Source organism: Rothia sp. HMSC065G12, assembly GCF_001811455.1.
Taxonomy (GTDB): Bacteria; Actinomycetota; Actinomycetes; order Actinomycetales; family Micrococcaceae; genus Rothia; species Rothia dentocariosa.
The window spans coordinates 263,254-288,079 of record NZ_KV804813.1 but is presented as its reverse complement, the minus strand read 5'-3'; the positions used below and the strand labels follow the sequence as shown (position 1 = coordinate 288,079).

Below are 24,826 nucleotides of genomic sequence, written 5' to 3'. Positions count from 1 at the left end.
GGCCCTTTAATAAGCTCCCCCGACTGGACTCGAACCAGTAACCCTTCGATTAACAGTCGAATGCTCTGCCAATTGAGCTACGGGGGATTATCCCGTTACGGCGTTTATCCGCAACGAGTAATAACTATACCGGCTGTTTGTTGCCTCCGCAACTTAGGGTATAGTGATGTACCTTACTAGTTTTTTGTGAGTGTTCTGCGGCGCATTTCAAGCTCTAAAAGCTCTCGCTGCACGTGCGCATACTCTTCACCGTCAGAGGCCGAACTGAGCTGCTCCAGGCGCATCATGAGGTCGGATTTCTGTCGGGTGATCTGGTGGATAAAGAGACTGTTGAGGGTACCCTCAATAAACCTGGGGAGGTGCTCTTCGTGGGCTATGGGCAATGCCGCTACACTCAGTTCGGCGATTGCGGGGTGTACCTCGGCGATAGTACCGGAACGCACTACGTTGAGCCATTCAACCCCGGCAGCGGGCGCTACCGTGGAGGCCGCGTGTATGATGCCGCGAGAAATTTCGCGGTGCATACGGTAGCGGAATTCTACGCGGGCGAATTCCTGCCACTGGGATACGCTCATCAAGTGAGGATGCTGCAGGGCGATTTCGAGTGCGGCCTTTTCGAGACGAGCCACGGGGTCGGCAGGGTCGGGGGCGAGTATTGGCTCTCCCCCGGCGGTATTTGCCACGCTAGTATCGCTGTGAGTGTCTGGCATAGTATTTCCGGGGTTCGCGGATCCTTCTGGCTGATACGCAGGGTTTCCAGCAGATGCGTTCCACGGTTGAGCTGAGTAGTTCTGCGGAGCCTGCTGACCGTATCCAGATACCTGCTCATACCGGGGCGTTTGGGGCTGCTGAGCCACCGGTTCGTACCGCTTTTTCTGCTGCGGATGGCGCTGGGCGTAGGCGACCGCACGCTGTATTTCCTCAAGTTCCATACCGAGCTGTCCAGAGACTTTACGCATATAGGCCGGGCGCAGGTCGCGGTCCCTGATCCCGGCGATAATGGGCGCGATGGCGCGCATCGCCAGCACACGCCCCTCTAGGGTGGTCAGGTCGAAGCGTTTGAGGGTTGTGTCGATGACGAATTCGAAGAGCGGACGGCGAGAGGCGATAAGGGATCGTACCGCCGCATCGCCCCTGTGCAGGCGAAGATCGCACGGATCCATACCTTCTTGGGCGACCGCCACGTATGTTTGTGCCACGAAACGCTGATCCTCTTCAAACGCTGCGAGCGCGGCTTTCTGTCCCGCGGCATCGCCATCGAAAGTAAAGATAATTTCTCCGCCGGAGCCGTCATCGGTGATCATGCGGCGTACCACTTTAATGTGCCCTGCACCGAAGGCGGTGCCGCAGGTTGCTACGGCGGTTTTGATGCCTGCCAGATGTGCCGCCATAACATCGGTATAGCCTTCGACGATGACGACCTGTTTGGTTTTGGTCATCTCACGTTTGGCGAGGTCGATGCCGTAAAGCACTTGCGATTTTTTGTATAGCGGCGTTTCGGGGGTGTTGAGGTATTTGGGGCCTTGGTCGTCGTCGAAGAGACGGCGTGCCCCGAATCCGATGGTTTCGCCCGCTACGGTGCGGATGGGCCAGATGATGCGCCCACGAAAACGGTCGTAGAGGCCGCGGTTTCCCTCAGAAAACATACCGGTAGCGCGCAGTTCCTCATCGGTAAATCCTTGGGAACGCAGATGTTTGAGCAGATTGTCCCAGCCACGGGGGGCGTATCCGACCCCGAAGGTTTTGGTGGCGGCTGGGTCGAACCCGCGAGCTCCGAGAAAGCGTTGTGCTTCCCCTGCGTTCGCTGAGTAGAGGCTGCGTTCAAAGAACTCTGCGGCGATTTTGTGTGCGTCGAGAAGTCGACGGCGCAAGCTTGCTTCGTACCTGTCTCGCGGGTTTCCACCTTCATAGTGCAGGGTGTATCCGATACGCGCCGCTAAGCGTTCAACGGTTTCGGTAAACCCGGTGTGTTCCATCGCCATGACGAAGGAGTAGACGTCACCGGATTCTCCGCATCCGAAGCAGTGGTAGGTGCCCATTTGCGGGCGCACATTGAAGGAGGGCGTGCGTTCGTCGTGGAACGGGCACAGCCCTTTGTACGCGCCGATACCTGCACCTTTGAGGGTTACGTATCCCTCAACGATTTCGCGGATATCGGTACGGGCGCGTACTTCATCAATGTCTTCTTTGCGGATTAGTCCAGCCATCGTCTCATTTCTGCTGCACCGTGCTGTAATAGCAGTTTTAGAAGGTATTTCATGCCCGTCTATGCACGGGGTCTCTGTCTTGTCTTTGCCGCATGGAAGGCTGCGGCTACCACAAGGGCTTCTCTCCCAGCATCCAGGGGGTTCCGTTGATGCGGGTGTAAAGCGCAACCGCCGACCTGTCGGTTAGGGATGCCACTTGATCAATAACGAGGCGCAGGCGTGCGTCGTCGTCATGAGTCCCCAGCTGCGCGTAGTCCGTTCTGAAGATGCTGTCGATGTACTGAGGGTATGCACGCTGGGAATCTTCGTATAGTGCTTCGACTAGGATACCCAGTATTTCGTGCTGGTGTTCGTAGTGGGGTTGGGCGTCGCGCACCGTCATAACGAATGCGGTTGCGATCCCCTTCATGACGGCGATTTCATCTCGGGTATCTTCCGGTACGATCAGTTCGGCGCTGTAGCGGGTTAGCGGGGTGTTTCGCCCATAACGTTCGCGGGTTGCTTCCACGGCGCTCCAGGCGAAACGACCGATGAGTTTACTGGTGAGTCCCTTGAACTGGGCTAGGGAAGCGCGCGAACCGGTCATGCACGGAACCCACCGGTTCAGGGTCTCTAAACGGCTGAGTGCCGCATCCAGTTGTTCGTCAGTAGCGGCGGGCAGATACCATTGGCGAGTCATGTCGAAGACGGCCTGCCGATGCTTCGCCTCACGCAGCTGTTCTAACTGCACATGCCCGCCGAAGACTGCATCTTCAACGTCGTGCACCGAGTATGAAATATCGTCGGCAAGGTCCATAACCTGCGCTTCCAGGCATTTGCGCTGGGACTCTACCCCGGCGTCACGCGCGCCCTCGCGGAACCATTCAAAGACCGGCAGGTCATCCTCGTAAACACCGAATTTGTGGGTTTGGGTGCCATTTGCGCGACGTGGTGCATCTGTGCGCGTCCACGGATATTTGCAGGTGGCGTCCAGGGATGCTCGTGTCAGGTTCAGCCCCGCAGATACGTCATGTTCGGCGATCACTTTCGGCTCAAGGCGGCTGAGCAGCCTAAGGGTTTGGGCGTTGCCCTCGAACCCGCCCATATGAGCGGCGAGCTTGTTCAGGGCACGTTCACCGTTATGTCCAAAGGGCGGATGCCCCAGGTCATGAGAGAGGCAAGCAGTATCAACTACGTCTGGATCGCATCCGAGCATCCGGCCCACTTCGCGCCCGACCTGGGCGACTTCAAGGGAATGAGTGAGACGGGTACGCACGAAATCGTCTGTATCCGGGTTCATGACCTGGGTTTTAGCGCCTAGACGCCGCAGCGCAGAGGAGTGAAGCACACGTGCACGATCGCGTTCAAAGGGGGTGCGATCCCGGAACGGATGTATTTCGGGCACCCAGCGTTCCGAATCGTCGGGGGTGTACCCTGCGGGCAGGTTCCATTCCCAACGTTCCTGCCCTTCTTCGGCAATGCGAGTCATCGCTCCTCCGTTCCTGCTCCCGGTGCGTCTGGCACATTGTTTACTACCTATATAAGCACTATTTCACCCAGACGCAATGTTTTTATCAGACTACGACAAACTCCGACCGATTATCCGCCCGAGATATCGAGTTCCGCCTCCACGAGTCCCAGCCTTTCAGCATCCCCCAAAATACGAGAATTAAGCCACCCATCCGGCAGATGCGGTTTCTTCGGGCTCCCGGCCCGGCCGCGCGAACCTTCAACCGCAGCCCCCGGATACCCGATACTGTGATCAAGCTGCCCCAGCAGTTCACGGAAAGTCGCTAAATCAGGTACGGTCGCCATCTTGGCACGCAACTCACCGCCCACCGGGTAACCCTTGAAATACCAGGCAACATGTTTACGGATCTCACGCAGTCCCTTGTACTCATCCGCAAAAGTCTCAACAAGCAGCTCGGCATGTCGGTAAATCATTGCGGCAACCTCACTCAGAGTAGGTCGGATACGCTCGGTACTACCCTCAAAAGCGTTCTGCAGATCGCCAAAAAGCCACGGGCGCCCTTGGCAACCACGCCCAATCACCACGCCGTCCACACCGGTCTGTTCGACCATGCGCACGGCATCTTCGGCAGCAAAAATATCGCCGTTGCCTAAGATGGGGACGTCTGGAATCGCCTCGCGAAGCTGCGCGATGGAGTCCCAGTCCGCTGTTCCCGAATAGTGTTGGGCAGCGGTGCGCCCGTGCAGGGCTATGGCAGCGACACCCGCATCCCGGGCTATCTTAGCGGATTCAAGGAACGTGATGTGGTCATCATCAATACCTTTACGCATCTTGATGGTCAGGGGAATATCGTTGCGCGATGCTTCTTTGACCGCTGTGTGCACAATCGCGGTGAAGAGATCGGTTTTCCACGGAAGCGCCGCGCCGCCGCCGCGTTTTGTGACTTTCGGCGCCGGGCACCCAAAGTTCAAGTCGATATGATCCGCACGGTCTTCTTCTACGACCAGCCGAATAGCCTTACCCACGTTAACCGCGTCTACCCCGTAAATCTGGATGGAACGAATCTGCTCATCTGCGTCGTGTTCGATAATACGCATCGACTCGGGTTTGCGTTCCACGAGGGCGCGCGCCGTCACCATCTCGGTCACATATAATCCACCACCGTACTCGCGGCACAGACGACGGAACGCCTTATTCGTCACGCCCGCCATCGGGGCGAGCACTACAGGCGTTTCAACGGTCAGTTTACCGAGGTTCAGCGGCGGTAATTTCAGGTGGGAGGCTTCAGAATTCACCTCTATATTGTGGCATACACACGCAAATCGGCACGGATGCACCTACCCCGGTTCACGACAGGCGCACCGGTCAGCGTTCGGCAAGGTTGTCAAGCCTTCACGCTGCGAGTTTTCTAGGGCCTCTTCTGGGCACTTTGTTCTTTAGGAAGCGGCACCCGGATAATCGCTTGCGTAAATATAGGTTGGGTCGCCTTCCACGCTCGCGGTTCCGGCACGCAGAAGAGCATCGGTTACCTCTACGAGAGCAGTCATCGAGTCGTCTACCTCAACCAACACCGGGTACTGCGCCGTCAACAGCGAAAGAAGCTGCATAATAGCCTCGACCGCGCCTTCGTTCTGCATGTCATATCCGAGCAAAACCTCAGTTGAGGTATTCTCATCGACCAGCGCGGCAGCAGGGTCAGTCTCAAAGGGGTGATAACTCACCGCAAAGGCAATGATTTCGCCTTTCTTCCCCTCTTTCTCAGCCTGCTGAATGTTATCGCGCAGTACCAACGCCCCGAAGGCGCGTGCCTCGTCCGAGAGGAAATACCGGTTTACGGTCCCTAACCCGACCTCGGCGGGAACATCCCAATCATGTGAATCGCGGTAGAACTCCCAGAGTTTCGAGGTCAGCTCAACCGAGCCGGTCGCCAAATCCTCAATTGCCTGGGTGGGTTTGCCGTTCTCATCCTCGCGCAGGGGCACCGGCGGAATCGCGCCCGCATCAATATGGATCAGGCGCGAGCGTTGAATCATTTTCATGTCCTTTGCCTGGGCAAATTCCTCGCCGGTGCTAAATGGTGCCAGCTTCACGCGGAGGTTCGGAACCTGCCCGTTTTCGGCGGCGATCTCACGCAGCCGGTCTAAAAGCTCGGTACCTAACCCGGCGCGGCGGTGCCCTTCGGCAACCTCAAGATAGGTCCACAGGCGTTGTGGGTGCAGAAGCGACGCAGTCACCACACCAGCGGCGATAGGCACACCCGAGTCGGTGACCACAAGGGTTCGGCTAAAAGGTGCGTCCGAGGCCTCTCCGAACGATGCGCGCTGCTGCGCCTCCTGCTCGCTTCGCGGATCTCCCCACACCTGCAGAAGTTCTAAATCGTCGCCTTCGCGCCATGGACGAAATTCGTAGGTGTTCATGGGATGCCTTTCTTCCACAGGATGCGCGGGTTTCACCGCGAGGATAGGGTTCTCACTATTGTACGTATCGGCTAGGTTCTGCACCAGATCCTAGTGACTGAGTGAAAATACCGGCGGGGCTCTCTGTTGCAGAGAACCCCGCCCATGTACATGTCGAAAAAAGATCCTAGACAGCTAGACGCGCCGCCAGGTATGCCTTCACCTGATCGAGTGCCACACGCTCCTGGCTCATGGTGTCACGCTCACGGATGGTAACCGCTTGATCCTCCAAAGTATCGAAGTCTACGGTAATGCAGAACGGGGTGCCGATTTCGTCTTGGCGGCGGTAGCGGCGGCCGATAGCCCCCGCCTCATCGTAGTCGATATTCCAGGCACCGCACAGATCGGCTGCCAACTTGTGGGCGGGCTCGGAGAGTTCGGGTTTCTTCGACAGGGGCAGAACGGCAGCCTTCACCGGTGCCAGGCGCGGATCGAGTTTGAGCACCACGCGCTTATCGACGCCGCCCTTAGTATTCGGGGCTTCATCCTCAACATAAGCATCGACGAGGAACGCCATCATGGAGCGTGTCAGGCCGAATGAAGGCTCAATGACGTAGGGCACGTAACGTTCGCCGCTGGCTTGGTCAAAGTATTCGAGCTTCGCGTTCGAGTGTTCATTGTGCACGCCCAGGTCGTAATCGGTGCGGTTCGCCACACCCATGAGTTCGCCCCATTCGCCGCCTTGGAAACCAAAACGGTACTCAATGTCGATGGTGCCCGCCGAGTAGTGCGCGCGGTCGTCCTCAGGAACATCGAACCGGCGCATATTGTCGGGATTAATGCCCAAGTCAACGAACCAATTCCAGCAGTCTTCAACCCATGCGTCAAAGTGTTTATCTGCTTCGTCGGGGTGAACGAAGTATTCGATCTCCATCTGCTCGAATTCGCGGGTGCGGAAGATGAAGTTGCCGGGGGTGATCTCGTTGCGGAATGCCTTACCGATCTGCCCGATACCGAAGGGAGGGCGTTTGCGGGCTGCGGTCACCACATTGTTGAAGTTTACGAAGATGCCCTGCGCGGTTTCGGGGCGCAGAAAGTGCAACCCTTCTTCGTTATCGACAGGACCCAGGTAGGTTTTCAGCAGCCCTGAGAAGTTCTGCGGCTCGGTCCATTCGCCGCGGGTGCCGCAGTTCGGGCAGACAACCTCGCCCATATTTTCGGGCGCACGCCCCTTTTTAGCTTCGAAAGCCTCAATCAGGTGGTCTTGGCGCTGGCGCCTGTGGCACGAGAGGCATTCCACCAGCGGGTCCATAAAGGTTGCCACGTGCCCGGATGCTTCCCACACCGGGCGCGGCAGGATTACCGAAGAGTCCAGCCCGACCATATCCGCGCGTGAACGCACGAAACGCTGCCACCACTGCTGGCGGATGTTTTCTTTCAGTTCCACACCGAGGGGACCGTAATCCCATGCGGAACGGGAACCGCCGTAGATTTCACCCGCCTGGAAGACGAAGCCGCGGCGCTTAGCGAGCGCAATAACGTTGTCGAGAGTGGACTTTTCTGCCATGTTTACTCCTTTATGCCCCGCCACCGGCTGTGGCGTGCATGAGTTCAGTGTTCTTCCGCGCGCGGTAAGCGCCGGGATATACGGTCACAAGTACAAGATACTAGGGTATCATTGCATGCCTGCGTTACCGTGTAGTTTCTGAACAACGGTAGACAGTTTTAAGTTAGAGCGTGTATATGAGGAACACGTGGCGGGTTAGTATGACTGCCGCACATGGCATCCTCCCGCCGATACACTGGTGACATGGAGAAAATCTATATTCGTGACGAGATGATTCGTCTGGGGCAGTTTTTGAAGCTGGCCAATCTGGTCGAAGACGGTGCGCAGGCACGCGAAGTAATCCAGCATGGACTGGTAAAGGTCAATGGGCAGATTGAGGAGGCGCGGGGCAAACAGCTGCATCTGGGCGATACGGTGAGTTTCAACGGGGTGAGCGTGCAGGTGGCTCGGGACTAGGGTTTCTATTCTTTCCCCTTCCCGCAATAACGCATTTTGGGTTGTATAACGCGCCTTCCTGCGGTGCGTTATACAACCCAAAATGCGTTATTCAGGTCCTTTTAGTCGGGTGACCCTTGCTCTGACGCCCCAGCGTTACCCGCAGCATCCGCAACTTTTTCGGCACGGATTTGGGGCGCGTTGCCCAGCACCTTCACGTCGATGAACTCGCCTACATGGCGGATTTCTAGGGCGCTTACCCCGTGCCCGGCGCCCGCATACAGAACTTTGATGCCATCGGTATATGCGCGAATCCACTCGTAGGTGTAATCCACGAAGGGCTGCGGAATGATAGGGTCTTCCTGGTCCCTGCCGTAGAAAACGGGTAGCTCGGTGGCTTTGAGCTCGTCGTCCTTGAAATAAGGAGAGTCCGATTCGACCGCGTATCCGGAGAGCCCCACCAGTGCAGCAAATTTTCCTGGGCGATGCCGCACCATAGAAGTTGCCACCGCCATGCCTTGTGAGAACCCCACCAGCGCGACCGAAGCGTAGTGTGATTCTTGCTGTTCGACCCACTCCAGCACGTAGTCGCTGGCCTGTTCTATGGTCCGCACATCCGCGTTGAGCTGCTGATCCAGCGGGTACCACTGGTAGCCTATGGCCTCGGCGGGAATGTGGGCACCGGTTGTGTCCGCCGAAAACTGGGTGCCTACCGGCTGCGGGGCGCGCATCCCAGCATAGGTGATACCCTCCTGCGGCAGATGTTCAGCCAGCGACAGCAGGTCTTTCTCGTGCGAACCGTACCCGTGCAGCAGAAGCACCAAGTGGGTTCCGGCGCGTTCCTCCTCGGGTCGGGAATATTCGACAATGTACGTATTTTCACTCATATCTTCATCTTACCGAGGAGCCTGCCATAAACAACCGAAATAGATTTCCGCTCAAGGCTTGACCCTCACCCAACGTCAGGATCTACAGTAAAAACATGGACGCGAACACTACACCAGATGGCGGGCAGCACGAGTACACCGTAGGAGAGGCTGCATCCCTGCACGGGCTGACCGTGCGCACGCTTCACCACTGGGAACAGCGGGGTCTGATCAGCCCCGCGCACGATGAGCTCAACGGATACCGCTACTACAGTGATGCCGATCTTGAGCGCATCACCGTCATTATGGGGTATCGCGCCATTGGCATGAGCCTTGAAGCCATTCGCAGCGTACTGCAGGACGAAGCGAACAGCACCGAGCATCTACTCGCCCAGCGAGATATGCTCCAGCGCAAAATGGCCGCCTATGAGCGCATGCTAACAACACTAGATCAACTTTTGGAGGATGCAATGGCACCTAAGAACGAACAGCTTACCGCTGCAGAAAAAGCAGAAATTATGGGCGACGGGTTCAGCCCCGCACGTGAGCAAGAAGCGCAGGAGCGTTACGGGCACACCGACGATTGGGCTGAATACCAACGCCGCACTGCGGCTATGAGCCGCACCGACTGGGTGAAGGGCAAGCAGGAGCTTGACGCAGTTGAGCAAGCCCTCGTCGAGGCTTTCACTCGTGGCGTGCAGCCGGGCAGTGAGGAAGCGAATGCGCTTGCCGAGCGGCACCGCGCCTCACTTTTCTTCTTCGAGGTAACCCCCGCCAAGCACGTAATTCTGGCACGCGGTTATGTTGAGGACGCCCGTTTCAACGAGCACTACGAGAAGCTCGCTGCGGGACTGGCTGTCTGGCTGCGGGACATCATCTACGAGAATGCCCGTGCCCACGGCCTTGACCCCGAGAATGTGACCTGGTGCTAACCTCGTCCATTCACAATTATCGGTACCGTACACAAAGCCTTGTGGGGACTTATTTCACGCCGAAATATAGTCTTCACAAGGCTTTTATGTACGGTTTCTATGTTCGGATGTATCAAAAACGAAAGCTAGTTCTGTTTTTGTGTTTCAAGAGGCGAACCGAAAAGAGCAGCTATATCTTGAAAGGATTTTTCTTCATCGACAGCGCGCTCTCGCTCGGGAACCGGGACTCCGAGAGCCTTAGCGAGAATCGCCTCCAACTGGCGGGATTCGACTAAGAAACCGTCATGTCCGTGGTCGGATTCGATAATATCGACCTTTACGGGAACCGGAAGCGCCTCCGCCAGACGGTACGATTCGTGCGGAAAAAACAGGCGATCGGTGCTTACTGCGGCGATAGTCCACTTACAATCGCTGAGCGCAAGCGCATGCGAGAGGCTGCCGCGCCCGCGTGCAACATTGTGTGAAATTAGCGCCTCATTCACGGCAAGGTAACTATTGGCATCGAAACGCTCAACGAGCTTATCGCCATGGTGGTCCAGGTAGCTTTCGACCGCATATCGTCCGCGGTTCTCACCGATAGACCCGCCGTCGGTGGATTCGCCGCGGTTTGCCTGCCGCCCAAAGCGATGCTCCAGCTCGGCCGGGCTGCGATAGGTGATGTGGGCTATGCGCCGCGCCAACGCGAGCCCAGCCGTGGGCGCCGCTCCCCCATAATAATCGCCGGAAGCAAAATTGGCATCAGCACGGATAGCGAGGTTCTGGGTGTGCGCCCAGGAAATCTGTTCGGCAGTGGCGGCGGGGCCAGCGGCGATGACCGCGCATCCGCGTACCAGCTCGGGGAAGGTTGCCGCCCATTCGATAGCGCGTGCCCCGCCGAGCGATCCGCCGATGACGTGGTGAAAACTCTTAATCCCCAACCGGGCGATAAGTTCGGCTTCGGCTCGTACCGAGTCGCGAATAGTGACGTGAGGAAAGCGTGATCCCCAGGGTTTTCCGGCGCCCGGGTACCCCTCGGGTACGATGCTTGCCGGGCCGGTTGAGCCGTAGCATCCACCCAGGATATTGGGGGCGATCACAAAATATTTGGTGGTATCGACCACCGCGCCCGGCCCCACAATACCTTCCCACCAACCATCACTTTCGACTGCGCGAATACTGGGTGCAGGCATATCTGATGTGGGAATCCCGCGCGAAACATGGGTGTCACCGGTGAGGGCGTGCAGAATAAGAATCGCGTTGTCCCCAGCTTCGTTAAGAGTCCCCCACGTCTCGTAGCCAATGTTCACCTGTGGAAGCACGGTACCGTTTTCGAGGGTGAAATCACCGATCGCCATCTGCCGCAGGTACCCCTGAGCGCTGGGATACTGCAGCTGCGACAGATAGGTGGCGTGTACGGTATTTTCCGTCATGTTTTCTCCTGGGTAACCGGTAGTTTTGGTAATGGCAGGCGAGAAACCGATACCGCGACCGGGCACTTACTGTGCAGCCCGGTCGCGGCGGTGCAGGTTAGGCGTTCAGAGTCGCAAAACCCAATTCAAGATCTGCGATAATGTCGTCAATATTTTCGATACCTACAGAGAGGCGCACAAAGTTTTTGCTCACACCGATTGCCTCTAGCTCTTCCTCGGAAAGCTGCGAGTGGGTGGTGGATGCAGGGTGAATAACAAGCGAACGCACATCGCCGATATTCGCTACATTGGAGTGCAGCTGCAGAGCATCCACAAAGGTGCGAGTCTGTTCCAGGTCGGCGTCTTTGAGGGTGAATCCCACAACGGCACCCGGTCCCTTCGGCAGGTACTTCTGGGATCGCTCGTACCAGGGCGAGGAAGGCAGACCGGCCCAGATCACCTGATCGACCAGCGGATGCTCCTCCAACCAGTTTGCGACCTTGGTCGCGTTCTCGATATGGCGTTCGATGCGCAGGGAAAGAGTCTCCAGACCGATACCAATGTTGAAGGCGTTGGTTGGAGAGATCGCCGCCCCGGTGTCGCGCAGAAGCGAAACCCGCGCCTTGAGAATATAGGAAAGGTTCGCACCAAAAGCGGAGTCTTTGCCCAAGTCACGGGCATAAACTAGACCGTGGTAACCGGGGGCAGGTTCGTTGAACTTGGGGAACTTTTCGGGATTGGCTCCGTAGTCGAAATTCCCGGAGTCCACGATAACGCCGCCGATTGAGGTGCCGTGCCCACCCAGATATTTTGTGGCGGAATGGATTACAACATCCGCACCAAATTCGATGGGGCGCACAAGGTATGGGGTGGGAACCGTGTTATCGACGATTAGGGGAACGCCATTGTCGTGGGCGATCTGGGCGATAGGCTCGATGTCGAGCACATCGTTCCGGGGGTTAGGTACGGTTTCTCCGTAGAAGAGTTTCGTGTTGGGGCGAACCGCATCGCGCCATTGCTGCAGGTCGTCCGGGTTTTCAACAAACGTAGTTTCAACGCCGAGGTCGGCAAGCGTGTATTTAAGTAGGTTGTAGGTTCCCCCATAAATTGATGGGGAAGCCACGATATGGTCGCCCGCACCCGCAATGTTGAGAATCGCATAGGTAATAGCTGCTTGGCCTGAGGCCAGCAAAAGCGCCCCTACTCCCCCTTCAAGGGATGCGATGCGGTTTTCGATAACCTCTTGGGTGGGGTTGTTCAGACGGGTATAGATAGGCCCAAGCTCAGCTAGAGCAAAACGGTTAGCGGCCTGTTCTGCGTTCTCGAAAACGAACGAGGTGGTCTGGTAGATAGGTAACGCCCGAGCTCCCGTTGCAGCATCCGGTGCCTGCCCCGCGTGAATCTGGCGGGTTTCAAATTTCCAACCGGCGGGGTTGGCGGGAGTCGGGACTGTAGTGTTGCTCATGCGAAGCTCCTTGTGATAGTTCAGGGGGCCGCATGCCGATTTCGGTACAGAGTTCTTAGGTTTTCTTCTCTGCAAACGAAAAAACGATGTACCAGAATCGGGCACATCGGTCCCGCGCTTGCGTTGTACTTTGTGTTCAACGCCTGGTCCTCACCCAGGGCACCCCACCGCGGAGGAGGGTTGCCGGCCAGCTAGCTGGGGCTTATCACTGGCTCTCATGACCTGCATCTAGAGTTTCATAGGAAGCGCACATGGTCAAGCGGGATGCGTGTTTTCGGCGCATTGTTGCAAAGATGACGTTTTATGAACTGTTTTCGCGACAGCCTATTGTTTGGGAGAAACACCAATACTTATGCGCTTGTGACCGTGCCTATGTTGTACCCGAACCGCTAAAGCCATGTGATCTGCCGTTAGCCGTCGCTAAATTACCATCAGTGTAGGCAATCGTGAGCCATGCTACACTGATGGAAACCTTGAATCTAGGAGTGATGAGGTATGACCTCCCGCTAAAGTCGCACCGGCTCGCGGAATGCCCGCCCAGATGGTGGGCTCTAAAAATTTTAGAAATAACCCTGCTTTGGTTCGATACATTTCAGAAGCGCATAGTGAGCGCTTGGGACACCAAAGTTCTGAGGGTTTTATTGTTATACCTTCCGCACCTGCAGCCGGTGACTTGGGATTATTCAGGCACTAAGAAGTGCCTCTCTCACGACTATTCATCTCACCCGTCCCACGTATTGCAGGCGTGCGAACACCATGCTCAAGCGGCTTCGGGTGACTAAGCACCGCAAGGTTTTATCACAATGTCTACAATTCTTGACGCGGCACAGCTATGCCGCACCTTTGGCAAGGGTGAACGCGCTTTCACCGCTGTCGATAATGTTTCACTCAGCATAAGTTCCGGCGAAATTCATGCTCTGCTCGGTCCCAATGGAGCGGGGAAAACAACGGTTGTACAGATGTGCGCAACACTGCTGACTCCCACAAGCGGTACCGTTCGCATCGACGGGGTGGATGCGCTTGCACACCCCCAGCGTGCGCGCGCATCCCTAGGGCTTGTACTCGGCGGGGATACCGGGTTCTATCCGCGAGCATCCGCCCGCGATAATCTTCTCTTCTTCGCCGACCTTGCCGGAGTTAGCGCGCGCAAACGCCGTACCCAGGTGGCGAGCGCTTTGGAACGGGTCGATCTTGCAGATGTCGCCGCGAAGAAGGTACAAGAGTTTTCCCGCGGTATGAAACAACGTCTGCACATCGCGCGGGCACTGCTGGGCGAGCCAAAACTGCTGCTTTTGGATGAGCCGACGAATGGGCTTGACCCAGATATTTCGCTGACAATACGCCAGCTAATTCGCGCCCTCGCTGATGACGGCACCGCCATTTTACTCACGAGCCATCTGCTGGGGGCGAGATTGAGGAGTTAGCGCATCGGGTCACGGTCATCGGTGCCGGTCGCATGGCGGTTTCGGGCACAGTGGCGGATATTACCGCGCACGCCGGGATCTCCGTTACCACCGTGGGGCGTGTGGATGCGAATGCCGGGCCGGTGCTTCAAGAACTTGCTCGGTCTTTGGGCGATGCGGGAACAGTGTTGCTGACCCCGCGCGGCAGCGAGTGGGAGATCACCGTGTACTGGAATGAACGTTCTGTTTCGGAAAAGCCGCACCCCTTCAGTACCGAACACGCAGAGGCTCTGCTGACCCGTATTCTCGCTGAGCGTGAGGTTCAGATGCTCACACCACTGTATACTCGCCCAGCCACTCTCGAAGAGGCATACCTGGCCATGGCGGAAGGACTGAAACGATGAACCGGCAACTTCGCTTGATGTCTTTTTCTCTGCGCCAATTCCTCACAGTTCCCTACTTCCTACAATTACTGCTGCTGAGTACCTTTGGGGCGACGGCCCTGCAGGCGCTCGCCGCCGGTGCCTGGCCAGTTGATGCAACCCCCGCCTGGACTCGCGCAGGTATTATCGGCACCTGGAACATGTGCATTGTTAGTGCCGGAATCCTCAACTTTGAGCGCTACCGGGGAACGTTCGTGTATCTGCTCAATGGTGCCGTGAACCCGCTGCGGGCGCTCGCAGCGGTGGTCTCAACTGCCTCCATTTTTGGGCTTGCCGCCCTGCCATTGGCCTGGGTTTTCTGGGCGCTGTGCACCTTCTCGGTAGATTTTACAGACTTTACTCAGGTGGGTGCACGCTATCTGGTGGGTCTTTCGCTGCTGTGGATCTCGTGTCTGGCGGTGACCTTCGTGATTGCAGGGTTCTTTGTGGCGACCCCGAACGCTATCGCCTATGAGGAGCTGCTGCTTGTGCCGGTTTTCGTGGCTTCCGGGGTGCTTTTTACCGAGAGTTCCGCGCCTGCATGGCTTGATGGGCTCGGCACGCTGATTCCGATTCAGGCACCCGTGAAGGTTCTGCTTGGGCAGATGCCTATGAACTCATTCGGTGACTTTCTGGGCGTTGTACTGCAAACCTGTGCGGTCACAGCCCTCTGGATGCTCGCGGCATATCTATTGGGTAGGCGAGCACTACGCGCGGCAACGGTACATGGCACTCTGGGTGCAATCTAGGAGGCTGCGATGTTTAAACGAACGAACTTTCTCTATCGTCTGAACAGTACCGCCAAGGTTGGGTGGTCTTCATCCATCACCTTCGCCACAGTTGGTACGGCACTCAGCACCCTCGTGATCGTACCGGGGATGAGCGTGCTGTTCAGCGTTCTACTAGGACGCGATCTTTCCGCACCTGATCCTGTGCGGATCGCATGCGCCTCTGCCCTGGCAAGCGTGGTACTCAGCGTGGCAGTCGGTGTTGTGGCGCGCGCGGCGACCGACCGCTGGCTGGGAGTGTTCGAGCAGGTGTGCACCGCTCGACGGTTTGATGCGGCTTATTGGCTGGGAGTCTCTGCAATGCCCGTGCTTTTGGCTCTGATCACTGGCATCACGAACCTGGGTGTTGCAGCTGCCTATGCCGGTTTCGGTGGTTCCCTTGAAGGCAGCCTGTCCATGCTTGTGCGTTCTGTGACGCTCTTACCCCTGGCTCTCATGGCAGGCGTATGTCTGGGTGTTTTCGCCGCTGGACTGGGACTGTATCTCTCCGACCCATATCTGGGAGGAACTATCTTAGGAGCGCTTCTGCCTATCAGTGCGGGTGTGATCGTGCCGGTAGATGCATACCCGGTGTGGCTGGCGGCATTGTGTACGTTGGTTCCTGGCGGACGAACGATTGCTTTGGTGAGCGGCTCTTCTGAAATGGTGGATTCAACAGTTGTGACTGAGGTGTTAGTCTGCGTACTTTGGGCACTCGCGGGGCTTGTCCTAGTGCATGCCGCTGCGCGACGCATCCGCTCCGGTGCACGCACGAACCTGCTCTGAGGTCTTATGTCTCCCGCGAGCAGCGGATTTTTGGTCGAGAAGGTGAGAAAATCACCTTCTCGACCAAAAATCTGCTGCTTGTGTGTACCCAAAATAACCTCCCACCCTTGACATGTGACTATATAGTCACATATTCTCGTGTTATGGATGATGATGCAGTTTTCAAAGCTCTCGCAGACCCCACCCGCAGAAAGCTGCTCGATAAGCTCTACACTACCGGGGGCCTCACCCAGGGACAGCTTGAAGAAGGTTTGGGAATGACTCGCTTCGGAGTGGCCAAGCATCTGAGCATCCTCGAAGAAGCAAACCTTGTGATCACACAGCGCTCAGGCCGCCAAAAGCTCCACTACCTCAATGCTGTGCCGATTCGCCGTATCCATGACCGTTGGATCGACAAATACACCGCCCACCAAAGTTCAGCACTTCTTGACCTACAGAAGAATTTAGAGGAGGAAGACTCATGAGCACCGCCGACAACCCAAACACTCCCCCACGTCCCCAGAGGATTATCAGCTCGGTAATTATTCAAAACACCTCGCCGCAGCGCGTGTGGGATGGCGATCACCCAGCCCGAATTCACCTCCCAGTATTTCTTTGGCTCACGAGTTGAAATCACCGAGGACGAGCCGGGTCGTCTGCGCTACCTTTCCCCAGATGGGAAGGAAGTTTGGGGAGACGGCGCGATTCTGGAGTCTGACCCACCGCGACTTCTCGTCGTAGAGTGGCGCTCGCTTTATCTTCCCGATGCGGCACACGAACCGGCAAGCCGCGTTACCTGGCAGCTTGAGCCGTGGACGGATGGTGCCACAAAACTCACGGTCACCCACGACCGTCTGGAAGACTCTCCCGTTACGGCGCAGAATGTGGGCTCACCTCGGGGCTGGTCGTTTGTGCTGGCGGGCCTTAAACGAGTTCTGGAAACTGGCGAATAAAACCCCACGCCTCCTGCGAGCAGGTGGTTTTTGTCCAGAGCAGGTAGGAAAATTCTATCCACTCAGCCAAAAACCACCTGCTCGGGAGGGTATAGACACCGCGCACAACTGAATACGCAAAAGTACTGAGAGATGCTAGAAAGCCTCAGGCGTCTGCCAGGAGATCGTACGGGGAACATCCTCGAAAAAGAAGAAAGAAATATTAAGTTCCGGCAGTTCCACCGTCACGGAACCAACCTCTGCAACTATGCCCCGTTCTCTCAGCTGAGCCACGAGTTCTTCGGCGGAAAGCTCAGCCAGAGGCAGCCCCTCAAAAGAGAATTCATCGCCATCAGCCCATGAGATTTCAATCAGAGAAATAAGGTCGTCTTCTCCGAGTTGGCATGCGATACTACTATGTTCTGAGCCTTCAAGAGCGAGACGACTATGAAGTGTACGGATGCTCCTGTCTGTGCCCGGCAGATCGGTAACTACCATCCTCGGCTCCGGGAGTTTCTGCCCGTAGAATTCAATCTTCTGCCCTAGAGGAAAACCGGGAAAACCCTCGCGTTTAAAGTCGTACATGTGTGACTCCTCAAGATGTGTGTCTCTCACACCATAAAGTTTTGCCGCGAACAGGTGGTTTTTGTCCCGAGCAGGTAGGATTTTTCGGCCTGGTCGGCCAAGTCCTACCTGCTCGCGGACGTCAGGATTTAGAGCTTATCGCCCATCGAGACGTCGATAATCTGCCCGGTAATTGTTTGCGATGCGTTCTGAGTCAGCAGACCAATTACTTCTGCTACGTCCTCAGGCTGGGTAACCTTCTTCATAGCATTGCCGGATTTCACGAATTCGGCCGCTTCCGCATTATTGCGCAGCCATGCGGCATTAATATCGGTATCGACCACGCCGGGCGCCACAAGGTTCACCGTAATCCCCTGAGGGCCAAGCTCAACCGCCATATTCCGCACTAGGTATTCCAGTGCAATCTTACTCATGCCGTAGCCCGTCATGGCAGGGAACGCGTAGCGAGTCAGCACCGACCCGGTGAAAATATAACGCCCGCCCGGTGCGCTCATAAGCGGCACCAGCCCGGCAGCAAGTTCGTAGGGGGCAACCGTATTGATCTGCAGCAGACTGCGCAGAGCCTCTCCGTTGAGCTCCTGGAAGGTTCCCTGCGTGCCAACACCTGCATTGAGCACAGCGACGTCGAGGGTATCCCCACCCAGCACATCCTTCACGTGAGTTAAGAGGGCAGAAACGGACTGCGGATCTGAGAAATCAGCTTGTACGGGTGTTACTTTTACTCCGTGCTCGGATGCGGCAGCCTCTACCTCGCTAAAGTCCGGGTTTCCCGCACGGTGCTGCGCAATCACGTGATACCCCAGCTTCACCAGCCGAACTGCGGTCGCCTTACCAATACCGCGGCTTGCGCCGGTGACGAGAGCAATCTGTGCCATTTTTCCTCCTTGTATGAGCTGTGAAAGACGCTGAAAGTTCAGCATCACCTTTCAGCATAGTGAAATGGAAGTTGAGCTGTCTATCAAGGGGCACTGCGCACATCCCCAAAATATGACATCAATATATACACCGCTGCCCTATATTCTGTTTTCTCATCGCAGAACAATGATAAATTCCATCTCTCCCACATGGTGGTAATAAATTTTTGTCAGAATTCTCTTGAGATATATAGCTACACGTCGTATATTCATGTATGTACATGAATTAAAGGTGCTGTCAGCAAGCATACTCAAGAGCTCAAGGAGATTCGCATGACACACAGCGACCAATCACCGCTTCTAAAAACATCCTGGGAGCAAGTCGTGGCAGCGGTCAGCGCTATCGATACCTCTATCGGTAAATGGCTTACAGCACAGCACAACATCGGACTAACCGAATATCGTGCACTTGAGCATATCAGCGCTTCCCCCACGCACGAGTTGCGTATTACAGAACTCGCTCAGAAACTTGGCCTCAATCAAAGCTCTGTCACCCGCCTTGTGGGACGCATGGAGGACAAAAATCTAGCATTTCGAGACACCTGCCCCGATGACGCACGCGGCATCTTTGCAGTTATCACCGACCACGGACTTGAGACTGTAACACACATCCAAACGGCTTACGAAGCGAAAATTCAAGAAATTTTGAAGGATGCCACCCAACAATTCCCTCATCTAGAGGGCCCGTCCTTAAGCTCAGCTTTCCAAAAAGTTGGCAGATTAATCGCCTAAACACACCTCTTTTACTGAGTGAGGTAATTTTCATCTAAATATATGCATGTGCATACATCTATAAGAGTGTTTCTACGAAAGGAGCTGCTACGAGTACCACCGTCGAAGTCTTCATAGACTATGTGTGCCCATTCTGTTTTCTGGTGGAAGGCACAATTGATGAACTCAAACGTGAATGCGATGTGAACCTGGTTATTCGCCCATTTGAGCTTCGCCCGAAGCCCGTTCTCACGCTGCGCCCGGAAGACGATTATCTACCGCGAATATGGAAGGATTCCGTCTATCCGATGTCGCATCAAGTGGGCATTCCAATTTCTCTTCCCAGCGTATCGCCGCAGCCACGAACACAGAAGGCTTTCATGGTTCTTCAGCTCGCCCAAGAACATGGCCTTGGCGAAGAATACTCGCACGCAATATTCAAGGCATTCTTCCAAGAGGACCGAAATATTGGTGACGATGCGGTCATTATCGACGCTGCCGTATCGGTCGGACTCACCGCCCATGAGGTACAACAGGCTCTGCTGAGCGAGGCACGCCGGATCCAACACACCGCTGATCAGAACTACGCTGCACAAGTGGTTGGTATTACGTCGGTTCCTAGTTTTCGAGTTAACGACCATCTTGTGGTCGGTGTTCCAAGCGCCACCCGGATTAAGAAAATCGTCAATATATTGAGTAGCCGCGACCCCGCGCAGGAGAAACGCAATGACTAAACATACAACGCTACACACCATCATGGTTGAGGCGGTTCACCAATGCATTCAGCACGTTGATTCCGGAGGTCTGCCCTTTGTGGGCGTCGTTGTTCAGAGCAGAGTCGCTGTTTCTAACTTTGGGTTTAACCGTGTCTACGAAACCGGTGATGCGAGCGCACACGCCGAGGTTGTTGCCATGCGCGATGCCATGTCACAACTCAAATGTTCCGATCTTTCAGGAACCGTTCTTCTTGCCACGGGTGAGCCCTGCGGGCTATGTTACCGTTTCGCGCAAAACTGCGGGGTTGATGCCATATACGTTGCGGTGGACCGTGAAGAGGCTGCCAGCTGGGGGTTCGATTACCGCTCCAGTTACGCTCTTTTCGGCATCACCGATGATATGCGAGCACAGTTTTACCGTGCTCTGCCGGTTCCGGATAGGTATGAACCTTTTGCGCGGTATTTAGAGATTTCGGGCGGGCACACATCCGACCTCGAATAATTTTTATCTGTTATATCTGAAAGGACTGATCCATGAGCTGGATTTTTATCGCCATTGCCGTGGTTTTTGAGGTAACGGTAGGTATCGCGGCCGGCAAGGCGCAGGGTTTTAAAAACATTCCCTGGACCGCCACGACTCTTATTGCTGGCGCATTAGGAACCTATTTTCTGAGTCTAGCTCTTCTGAGCTTCGATGTGGGGGTAGGATACGCCATCTGGACCTCCGTATCTGGGGTGGGAATTGTGATCGTAGGGGCTCTATTTTTGGGCCAGCAGCTCACATGGAGCAAACTCCTGGGTATCTTGGTTGTCATTGCTGGCGTCATCGGACTTAACCTCGCTAGCTCTCTCTAAAATTTTTAGACTTTGAAGGGAAGTGTTCTCATGAATTCACAAAAATCAGATGACTCTGTACAGGCTCAGCAGAAAGGGCGGGCCTGGGGCGCACTGCTACTGGCTGGTGGTTTTGAGGTTGGCTACGCCCTGAGCGTGAACGGCAGCCAAGGATTTACGAACCTTGCATGGTCGCTCATTGCTTTAGTGTTCTTCCTGTGCACGCTATTCTTCCTGAGCGTCGCGTTAAAGAAGGTCGATGTTGGAATCGGCTACGCAGTCTGGGCAGGTATCGGTTCCGTGGGAGCCGCCCTGCTGGGACCGGTGTTCTTTGATGAAGTACTCACTCCAGCAAAAGCATTCTGGCTCGCCGTCATTATCGCGGGAGTTATCTGGCTCAAACTGACTGACAGCCCGACGCTGAGGAACCGGAACTCACACGGCTAAAACCAACGGGGCGCAACAAGATTCAGCCTGCTCGTGGCGCGTACTGCCAAGGCAAGCTGAACAATGAATCGCACCATCATGCTGCTGCACAAATCTGCTCTTTCAGATCAACTGACGCGATCTATCAGAACGATCGCGCAGGACGCTTTCAAGCTGAAATCCGTAGCGATTCAAGAAGCCTCGTTAAGGTTTTCATCGTGTCTTCTAAAGCATCTGGGGAGTCGGTTTCGGCCAGCCACAGCGCTGCCTCATTCATCGCGCCAGAAAGCAGATGTGAAAGAGGCTCCACCGGCTGCTTTGCAATAATTTCCTGTTCCATAAGGGTCTTGAGGATGTCAGCCAAGAGCACCATTGAAGACGATTCATCGAGCGCCCGCCATTCATGCCACCCCAGAACGGCAGGCGCATCTACTAACATGATCCGCCGCACATTTGGTTCTATTGATGCAAGAATAAAAGTTTTGCTGCCCTCTACTAACTCTTCCCAAGGGGTGGCGCACGACCGAGCCGCATCTTCAATCTGATACCCTACATCCTGCTGCACCTCACAGACGACAGCACGGAATAGGTCTTTCTTATTTTTGAAATGATGATATAGAGCCCCTTTAGTGATACCAAGCGAAGAGACGATATCGTCTATCCGCACGCTGGTATAGCCATCACGAGCAAACCTTTGGCGAGCCTCGGTTACAAGCGCTGAGACAGTAGCTTCACGCTGGGCGGCACGCTGTCCTTCCATAGCTTTCCCCTTTTACATTGACATACCCAAAGTATGCCAGATATTTTTAACATACCTAGAGTATGTGAAACTTTTTTGGATCCTAATTACCCGTATATGTAGGAGGAAGACATGAATTTCATCGACCGCTACCCCCTCGTCGTTACCCCCGTGAAAGACTCTTCCCGAGACTTCTGGACGTCTTATTTTGACTTCCAGATTATCTTTGACAGCTCGTGGTTTACTCTTCTTGCTTCTCAAGACGGAACCACATCTATCGCGTTCATGACGCCCGATCACCCTTCTGCACCTCCCGGATCTGAAAATTTCAACGGAATTGGGATATGCCTTGAGCTTGAAGTTCAAGATGCCACCGCCACCTATAACGATCTCAAAGCTCAGGGACTCGACATAACCTATCCTCTAACCAATGAGCCTTATGGGCAACGCCGTTTTGGGTTTTCGGACCCTTCAGGATTATGGGTAGATATTGTCGAACAGATCGAACCTGCCGCAGGATACTGGGATAAATATATGTTCCCCTAGTCTCAAAGAAATCAGCCACACAGGTTGAGACAACCGCGACATGCGGGCTACCTCAATTCGGAGATTTCTAGGACGATATGTGTACTGCCTCGTTACACTAGATAGCAAGCATATTTATCCAGGACTACTACGAGAAAAGAGCCCCATGAGCGACGCATCGAACACCACACCGGCAGAAGAAGTTCCCCTCGTTCCCGTCCCTAAAAAGGTTGAGCATATTCGTGAGTATCACGGCGACACTTTTATTGACCATTACGAGTGGATGCGCGACAAAGAAAATCAGGAAGTCCTCGACTACCTGAACGCGGAGGCAGACTACACTGCCGCCGTCACAGCGGATCAGCAGCCTCTACGCGAGCGCATCTTTGAAGAGATCAAGTCCCGCACCCTGCTCACAGATTTGACGGTTCCGAATCGCATCGGCGATTGGTGGTATTACAGCCGCATGGTTCCCGGCGGTCAGTACCCGATTTTCTACCGTTACCCTGCCCTGCATGAGGGCGACGAGGTGGTGCGCTACACCCCCCCGGTTATTAAGCCCGGCGAGCCGCTGGAAGGCGAATCGGTGGTGCTTGACTGCAATGAGTATGCCAAAGACATGGAGTTCTTCGCACTCGGTGTGTTCCAGCCTTCGCGTAACGGTAAACTCCTGAGCATTTCGGTTGATGAGAAAGGCGACGAACGTTACGAGCAGCGCTTCCTCAACCTGGAAACGGGCAAGTTCCTGCCCGATACCATCCCGAATATTAGCGGCGGGTCGTTCTTCATTAACCATGCACAGCAGCTCGTGTACACGGTGCCGGACGATTCGTGGCGTCCCTACCGCGTGTATGTGCACGATATTGGGGCGGGCACCGAAGACCACCTGATCTACGAGGAAACTGAGCCCACCATGTGGCTGGGTTCAGCAATGAGCGCCGACCGTTCGTCCATCGTGCTCTCAAGCGGTAACTCCGAGTTTACCGAGGTTAGCCTGGTGCCTATTGCCGACCCGAAGAGCACGCCGCGCGTGATCATTCCGAGGGATGCACGCATTGAGTACCAGGCGGAGCCGATCACGATTGCCGGTGAAACCCATCTGCTGATTCAGCACGACTATAAGGCGCTGAACTCGGAGCTGGTGCTCGCCGATATGCCGCAGGAAGGCGAATCTTTAGAGGAATATTCGAAGCGTTGGGTTCCGGTGATTCGCCACAGCGAAAATATTCGCCTCGAAGGGTTCACACTCTCTGCGACCCACCTGGTGGTGACCGCCCGCGCGGATACAACCACCCGCCTGTTCCTTGCCCCGCGGGAGCAGCTGCCCGTGCAGTGGCGCCGCAAGAAGCCCGCAGGTATCACGTTCATGGAGCCTGCCGGGTTCGATGAGGAACTGTACACCGCTGGCGTGCTGCGTGCCGAGAACTATTCCCCGGTTATCCGTATCGCCTACACCTCATTCCTAACTCCGCGCCGTGTATACGATTATTTCCCCATGTCGCAGACCCTGCTTCTGCGCCGCGAGACCCCGGTGTTTGGGGGTTATCAGCGTGAGGATTATCGTGCCTACCGTGACTGGGCACCCGCCGCCGATGGAACCCTCATCCCCATCTCGGTGATTCACCGTGCCGATCTTGACCTGACGCAGCCGCATCCGGTGCTTCAGTACGCTTACGGCTCCTATGAAATTTCGATGGACCCCATGTTCTCCATCCCCACGCTGTCGATTTTGGACCGCGGAGTGGTGTACGTGATTGCGCATATTCGCGGTGGCGGCGAGATGGGGCGCACCTGGTACCTCAACGGCAAGAAGCTACACAAGAAGAACTCATTCACTGATTTTGTGGATGTCACCGATTACCTGGCGACCAAGCCGTGGGCGGATCCTGCGCGTATCGCCTGCTACGGTGGTTCTGCGGGCGGGTTGCTTATGGGTGCCGTGCTGAACCTGGCCCCTGAGAAATATGCGGTCTCAATTGCCCAGGTTCCCTTCGTGGATGCGCTCACCACCATCCTTGACCCTGACCTGCCACTTTCTGCTTTGGAATGGGAAGAATGGGGCAACCCCATTGAAGATAAAGAAGTGTACGAGTACATGAAGTCTTACACCCCCTACGAGAACATCCGCACCGAGCGCTACCCCGCTATCGCGGCGGTAACCAGCTTGCACGATACGCGCGTGTTCTATGTGGAGCCCGCCAAATGGGTTGCAAAACTGCGCGAAACCATCGACCCGTCATCCCCCACCCCGCTGCTGAAGATCGATATGACCGGCGGACATGGTGGGGGTTCCGGGCGGTATACCCGCTGGCGTGAGATTGCGTGGGATTACGCCTTCATCCTCACACACCTAGGGATTACCAAATAAGCGGGTATACCCT

26 protein-coding genes, 1 tRNA gene and 1 riboswitch are annotated in these 24,826 nt (G+C 55.7%); of the genes, 15 read left to right on the top strand and 12 right to left on the bottom strand.

The genetic code is table 11. The features are described 5' to 3' along the window. Positions 1–14 precede the first annotated feature (14 nt). The 6 genes from HMPREF2804_RS04260 to HMPREF2804_RS04235 all read right to left on the bottom strand — a co-directional run bounded on the left by HMPREF2804_RS04260 (position 15) and on the right by HMPREF2804_RS04235 (position 7,620). A tRNA-Asn gene (locus tag HMPREF2804_RS04260) sits at positions 15–87 on the bottom strand. Positions 88–176: 89 nt separating this feature from the next. Beyond that, entirely contained in the window at positions 177–2,207 is a 2,031-nt protein-coding gene (dnaG, locus tag HMPREF2804_RS04255; RefSeq protein ID WP_070449129.1) for a DNA primase, read from the bottom strand. Between the two features lie 106 nt (positions 2,208–2,313). Next, entirely contained in the window at positions 2,314–3,675 is a 1,362-nt protein-coding gene (locus HMPREF2804_RS04250) for a deoxyguanosinetriphosphate triphosphohydrolase (RefSeq protein WP_070449131.1), read from the bottom strand. Between the two features lie 110 nt (positions 3,676–3,785). After that, positions 3,786–4,952 carry a tRNA dihydrouridine synthase DusB gene (dusB, locus tag HMPREF2804_RS04245; RefSeq protein WP_070449133.1) on the bottom strand — a complete coding sequence of 389 codons (1,167 nt, stop codon included), beginning with the start codon at positions 4,950–4,952 and terminating at the stop codon, positions 3,786–3,788. A gap of 141 nt (positions 4,953–5,093) precedes the next feature. Continuing rightward, a complete protein-coding gene (locus HMPREF2804_RS04240; protein WP_070627417.1) occupies positions 5,094–6,158 on the bottom strand; it encodes a GNAT family N-acetyltransferase in 1,065 nt (354 codons plus the stop codon). Positions 6,159–6,240: 82 nt separating this feature from the next. Beyond that, positions 6,241–7,620 (bottom strand): glycine--tRNA ligase, encoded by a 1,380-nt coding sequence (locus HMPREF2804_RS04235; protein ID WP_070523093.1) that lies wholly within the window; start codon positions 7,618–7,620, stop codon positions 6,241–6,243. Between the two features lie 243 nt (positions 7,621–7,863). On the opposite strand from HMPREF2804_RS04235, the gene HMPREF2804_RS04230 reads away from it, so the two are divergent. Beyond that, complete coding sequence (locus tag HMPREF2804_RS04230; protein ID WP_070627446.1) at positions 7,864–8,076, top strand: RNA-binding S4 domain-containing protein; 213 nt, start codon at positions 7,864–7,866, stop codon at positions 8,074–8,076. A 101-nt stretch (positions 8,077–8,177) separates the two neighbouring features. Here HMPREF2804_RS04230 and HMPREF2804_RS04225 read toward each other — a convergent pair whose 3' ends face one another. Next, positions 8,178–8,942, bottom strand: a complete 765-nt coding sequence (locus HMPREF2804_RS04225; RefSeq protein ID WP_070627415.1) for an alpha/beta hydrolase — start codon at positions 8,940–8,942, stop codon at positions 8,178–8,180. Positions 8,943–9,037: 95 nt separating this feature from the next. On the opposite strand from HMPREF2804_RS04225, the gene HMPREF2804_RS04220 reads away from it, so the two are divergent. Further along, a complete protein-coding gene (locus tag HMPREF2804_RS04220) occupies positions 9,038–9,853 on the top strand; it encodes a MerR family transcriptional regulator (protein ID WP_070627413.1) in 816 nt (271 codons plus the stop codon). Positions 9,854–9,978: 125 nt separating this feature from the next. Here the strand turns inward: HMPREF2804_RS04220 and HMPREF2804_RS04215 are convergent, their stop codons facing one another. Both HMPREF2804_RS04215 and HMPREF2804_RS04210 read right to left on the bottom strand, forming a co-directional pair. Next, on the bottom strand, positions 9,979–11,262 hold the full coding sequence (locus HMPREF2804_RS04215; RefSeq protein ID WP_070627411.1) for a homoserine O-acetyltransferase MetX: 1,284 nt from the start codon (positions 11,260–11,262) through the stop codon (positions 9,979–9,981). 97 nt (positions 11,263–11,359) lie between these two features. Next, a complete protein-coding gene (locus tag HMPREF2804_RS04210) occupies positions 11,360–12,706 on the bottom strand; it encodes a bifunctional o-acetylhomoserine/o-acetylserine sulfhydrylase (RefSeq protein ID WP_070627409.1) in 1,347 nt (448 codons plus the stop codon). 109 nt (positions 12,707–12,815) lie between these two features. Next, positions 12,816–12,929: riboswitch (SAM riboswitch) on the bottom strand. A gap of 580 nt (positions 12,930–13,509) precedes the next feature. Between HMPREF2804_RS04210 and HMPREF2804_RS11285 the strand changes: the two genes are divergently transcribed. From HMPREF2804_RS11285 to HMPREF2804_RS04180, 6 genes are all read left to right on the top strand, one after another. Further along, positions 13,510–14,130, top strand: a complete 621-nt coding sequence (locus tag HMPREF2804_RS11285) for an ABC transporter ATP-binding protein (RefSeq protein WP_246824138.1) — start codon at positions 13,510–13,512, stop codon at positions 14,128–14,130. A 32-nt stretch (positions 14,131–14,162) separates the two neighbouring features. Then, positions 14,163–14,513, top strand: coding sequence for a hypothetical protein (locus tag HMPREF2804_RS11280; RefSeq protein ID WP_246824136.1), 351 nt, complete (start codon positions 14,163–14,165; stop codon positions 14,511–14,513). Beyond that, the gene (locus tag HMPREF2804_RS04195; RefSeq protein ID WP_070627405.1) at positions 14,510–15,280 is read left to right on the top strand and encodes an ABC transporter permease; all 771 of its coding nucleotides are present in this window, start codon (positions 14,510–14,512) and stop codon (positions 15,278–15,280) included. The genes HMPREF2804_RS11280 and HMPREF2804_RS04195 overlap by 4 nt, the downstream gene beginning before the upstream one ends. A gap of 9 nt (positions 15,281–15,289) precedes the next feature. Continuing rightward, positions 15,290–16,084 carry an ABC transporter gene (locus tag HMPREF2804_RS04190; protein WP_070627403.1) on the top strand — a complete coding sequence of 265 codons (795 nt, stop codon included), beginning with the start codon at positions 15,290–15,292 and terminating at the stop codon, positions 16,082–16,084. A gap of 143 nt (positions 16,085–16,227) precedes the next feature. Continuing rightward, the gene (locus tag HMPREF2804_RS04185; RefSeq protein WP_070627401.1) at positions 16,228–16,548 is read left to right on the top strand and encodes an ArsR/SmtB family transcription factor; all 321 of its coding nucleotides are present in this window, start codon (positions 16,228–16,230) and stop codon (positions 16,546–16,548) included. 90 nt (positions 16,549–16,638) lie between these two features. Beyond that, positions 16,639–17,016, top strand: coding sequence for an SRPBCC domain-containing protein (locus HMPREF2804_RS04180; protein ID WP_070627398.1), 378 nt, complete (start codon positions 16,639–16,641; stop codon positions 17,014–17,016). A gap of 135 nt (positions 17,017–17,151) precedes the next feature. Here HMPREF2804_RS04180 and HMPREF2804_RS04175 read toward each other — a convergent pair whose 3' ends face one another. After that, positions 17,152–17,580, bottom strand: coding sequence for a hypothetical protein (locus HMPREF2804_RS04175; RefSeq protein ID WP_070627396.1), 429 nt, complete (start codon positions 17,578–17,580; stop codon positions 17,152–17,154). A 128-nt stretch (positions 17,581–17,708) separates the two neighbouring features. After that, positions 17,709–18,455, bottom strand: a complete 747-nt coding sequence (locus tag HMPREF2804_RS04170) for an SDR family NAD(P)-dependent oxidoreductase (RefSeq protein WP_070627394.1) — start codon at positions 18,453–18,455, stop codon at positions 17,709–17,711. 312 nt (positions 18,456–18,767) lie between these two features. Between HMPREF2804_RS04170 and HMPREF2804_RS04165 the strand changes: the two genes are divergently transcribed. The 5 genes from HMPREF2804_RS04165 to HMPREF2804_RS04145 are packed head-to-tail and all read left to right on the top strand — an operon-like array spanning position 18,768 to position 21,202. Further along, positions 18,768–19,226, top strand: a complete 459-nt coding sequence (locus HMPREF2804_RS04165) for a MarR family winged helix-turn-helix transcriptional regulator (RefSeq protein WP_070627392.1) — start codon at positions 18,768–18,770, stop codon at positions 19,224–19,226. A gap of 38 nt (positions 19,227–19,264) precedes the next feature. Continuing rightward, entirely contained in the window at positions 19,265–19,939 is a 675-nt protein-coding gene (locus tag HMPREF2804_RS04160) for a DsbA family oxidoreductase (RefSeq protein WP_368664731.1), read from the top strand. After that, positions 19,932–20,423 (top strand): deaminase, encoded by a 492-nt coding sequence (locus HMPREF2804_RS04155; RefSeq protein ID WP_070627388.1) that lies wholly within the window; start codon positions 19,932–19,934, stop codon positions 20,421–20,423. Before HMPREF2804_RS04160 ends, HMPREF2804_RS04155 begins: the two co-directional genes overlap by 8 nt. A gap of 32 nt (positions 20,424–20,455) precedes the next feature. After that, on the top strand, positions 20,456–20,776 hold the full coding sequence (locus HMPREF2804_RS04150) for a DMT family transporter (RefSeq protein ID WP_070627386.1): 321 nt from the start codon (positions 20,456–20,458) through the stop codon (positions 20,774–20,776). A gap of 30 nt (positions 20,777–20,806) precedes the next feature. After that, positions 20,807–21,202: a DMT family transporter gene (locus HMPREF2804_RS04145; protein ID WP_070627384.1), complete on the top strand. Its 396-nt coding sequence runs from the start codon at positions 20,807–20,809 to the stop codon at positions 21,200–21,202. A 148-nt stretch (positions 21,203–21,350) separates the two neighbouring features. Here the strand turns inward: HMPREF2804_RS04145 and HMPREF2804_RS04140 are convergent, their stop codons facing one another. Further along, positions 21,351–21,941: a TetR/AcrR family transcriptional regulator gene (locus tag HMPREF2804_RS04140; protein WP_004006198.1), complete on the bottom strand. Its 591-nt coding sequence runs from the start codon at positions 21,939–21,941 to the stop codon at positions 21,351–21,353. Between the two features lie 111 nt (positions 21,942–22,052). Between HMPREF2804_RS04140 and HMPREF2804_RS04135 the strand changes: the two genes are divergently transcribed. Both HMPREF2804_RS04135 and HMPREF2804_RS04130 read left to right on the top strand, forming a co-directional pair. Next, positions 22,053–22,466, top strand: a complete 414-nt coding sequence (locus tag HMPREF2804_RS04135) for a VOC family protein (protein WP_070627382.1) — start codon at positions 22,053–22,055, stop codon at positions 22,464–22,466. 145 nt (positions 22,467–22,611) lie between these two features. After that, complete coding sequence (locus tag HMPREF2804_RS04130; RefSeq protein WP_070627380.1) at positions 22,612–24,813, top strand: S9 family peptidase; 2,202 nt, start codon at positions 22,612–22,614, stop codon at positions 24,811–24,813. The last annotated feature ends 13 nt before the right edge of the window (positions 24,814–24,826 follow it).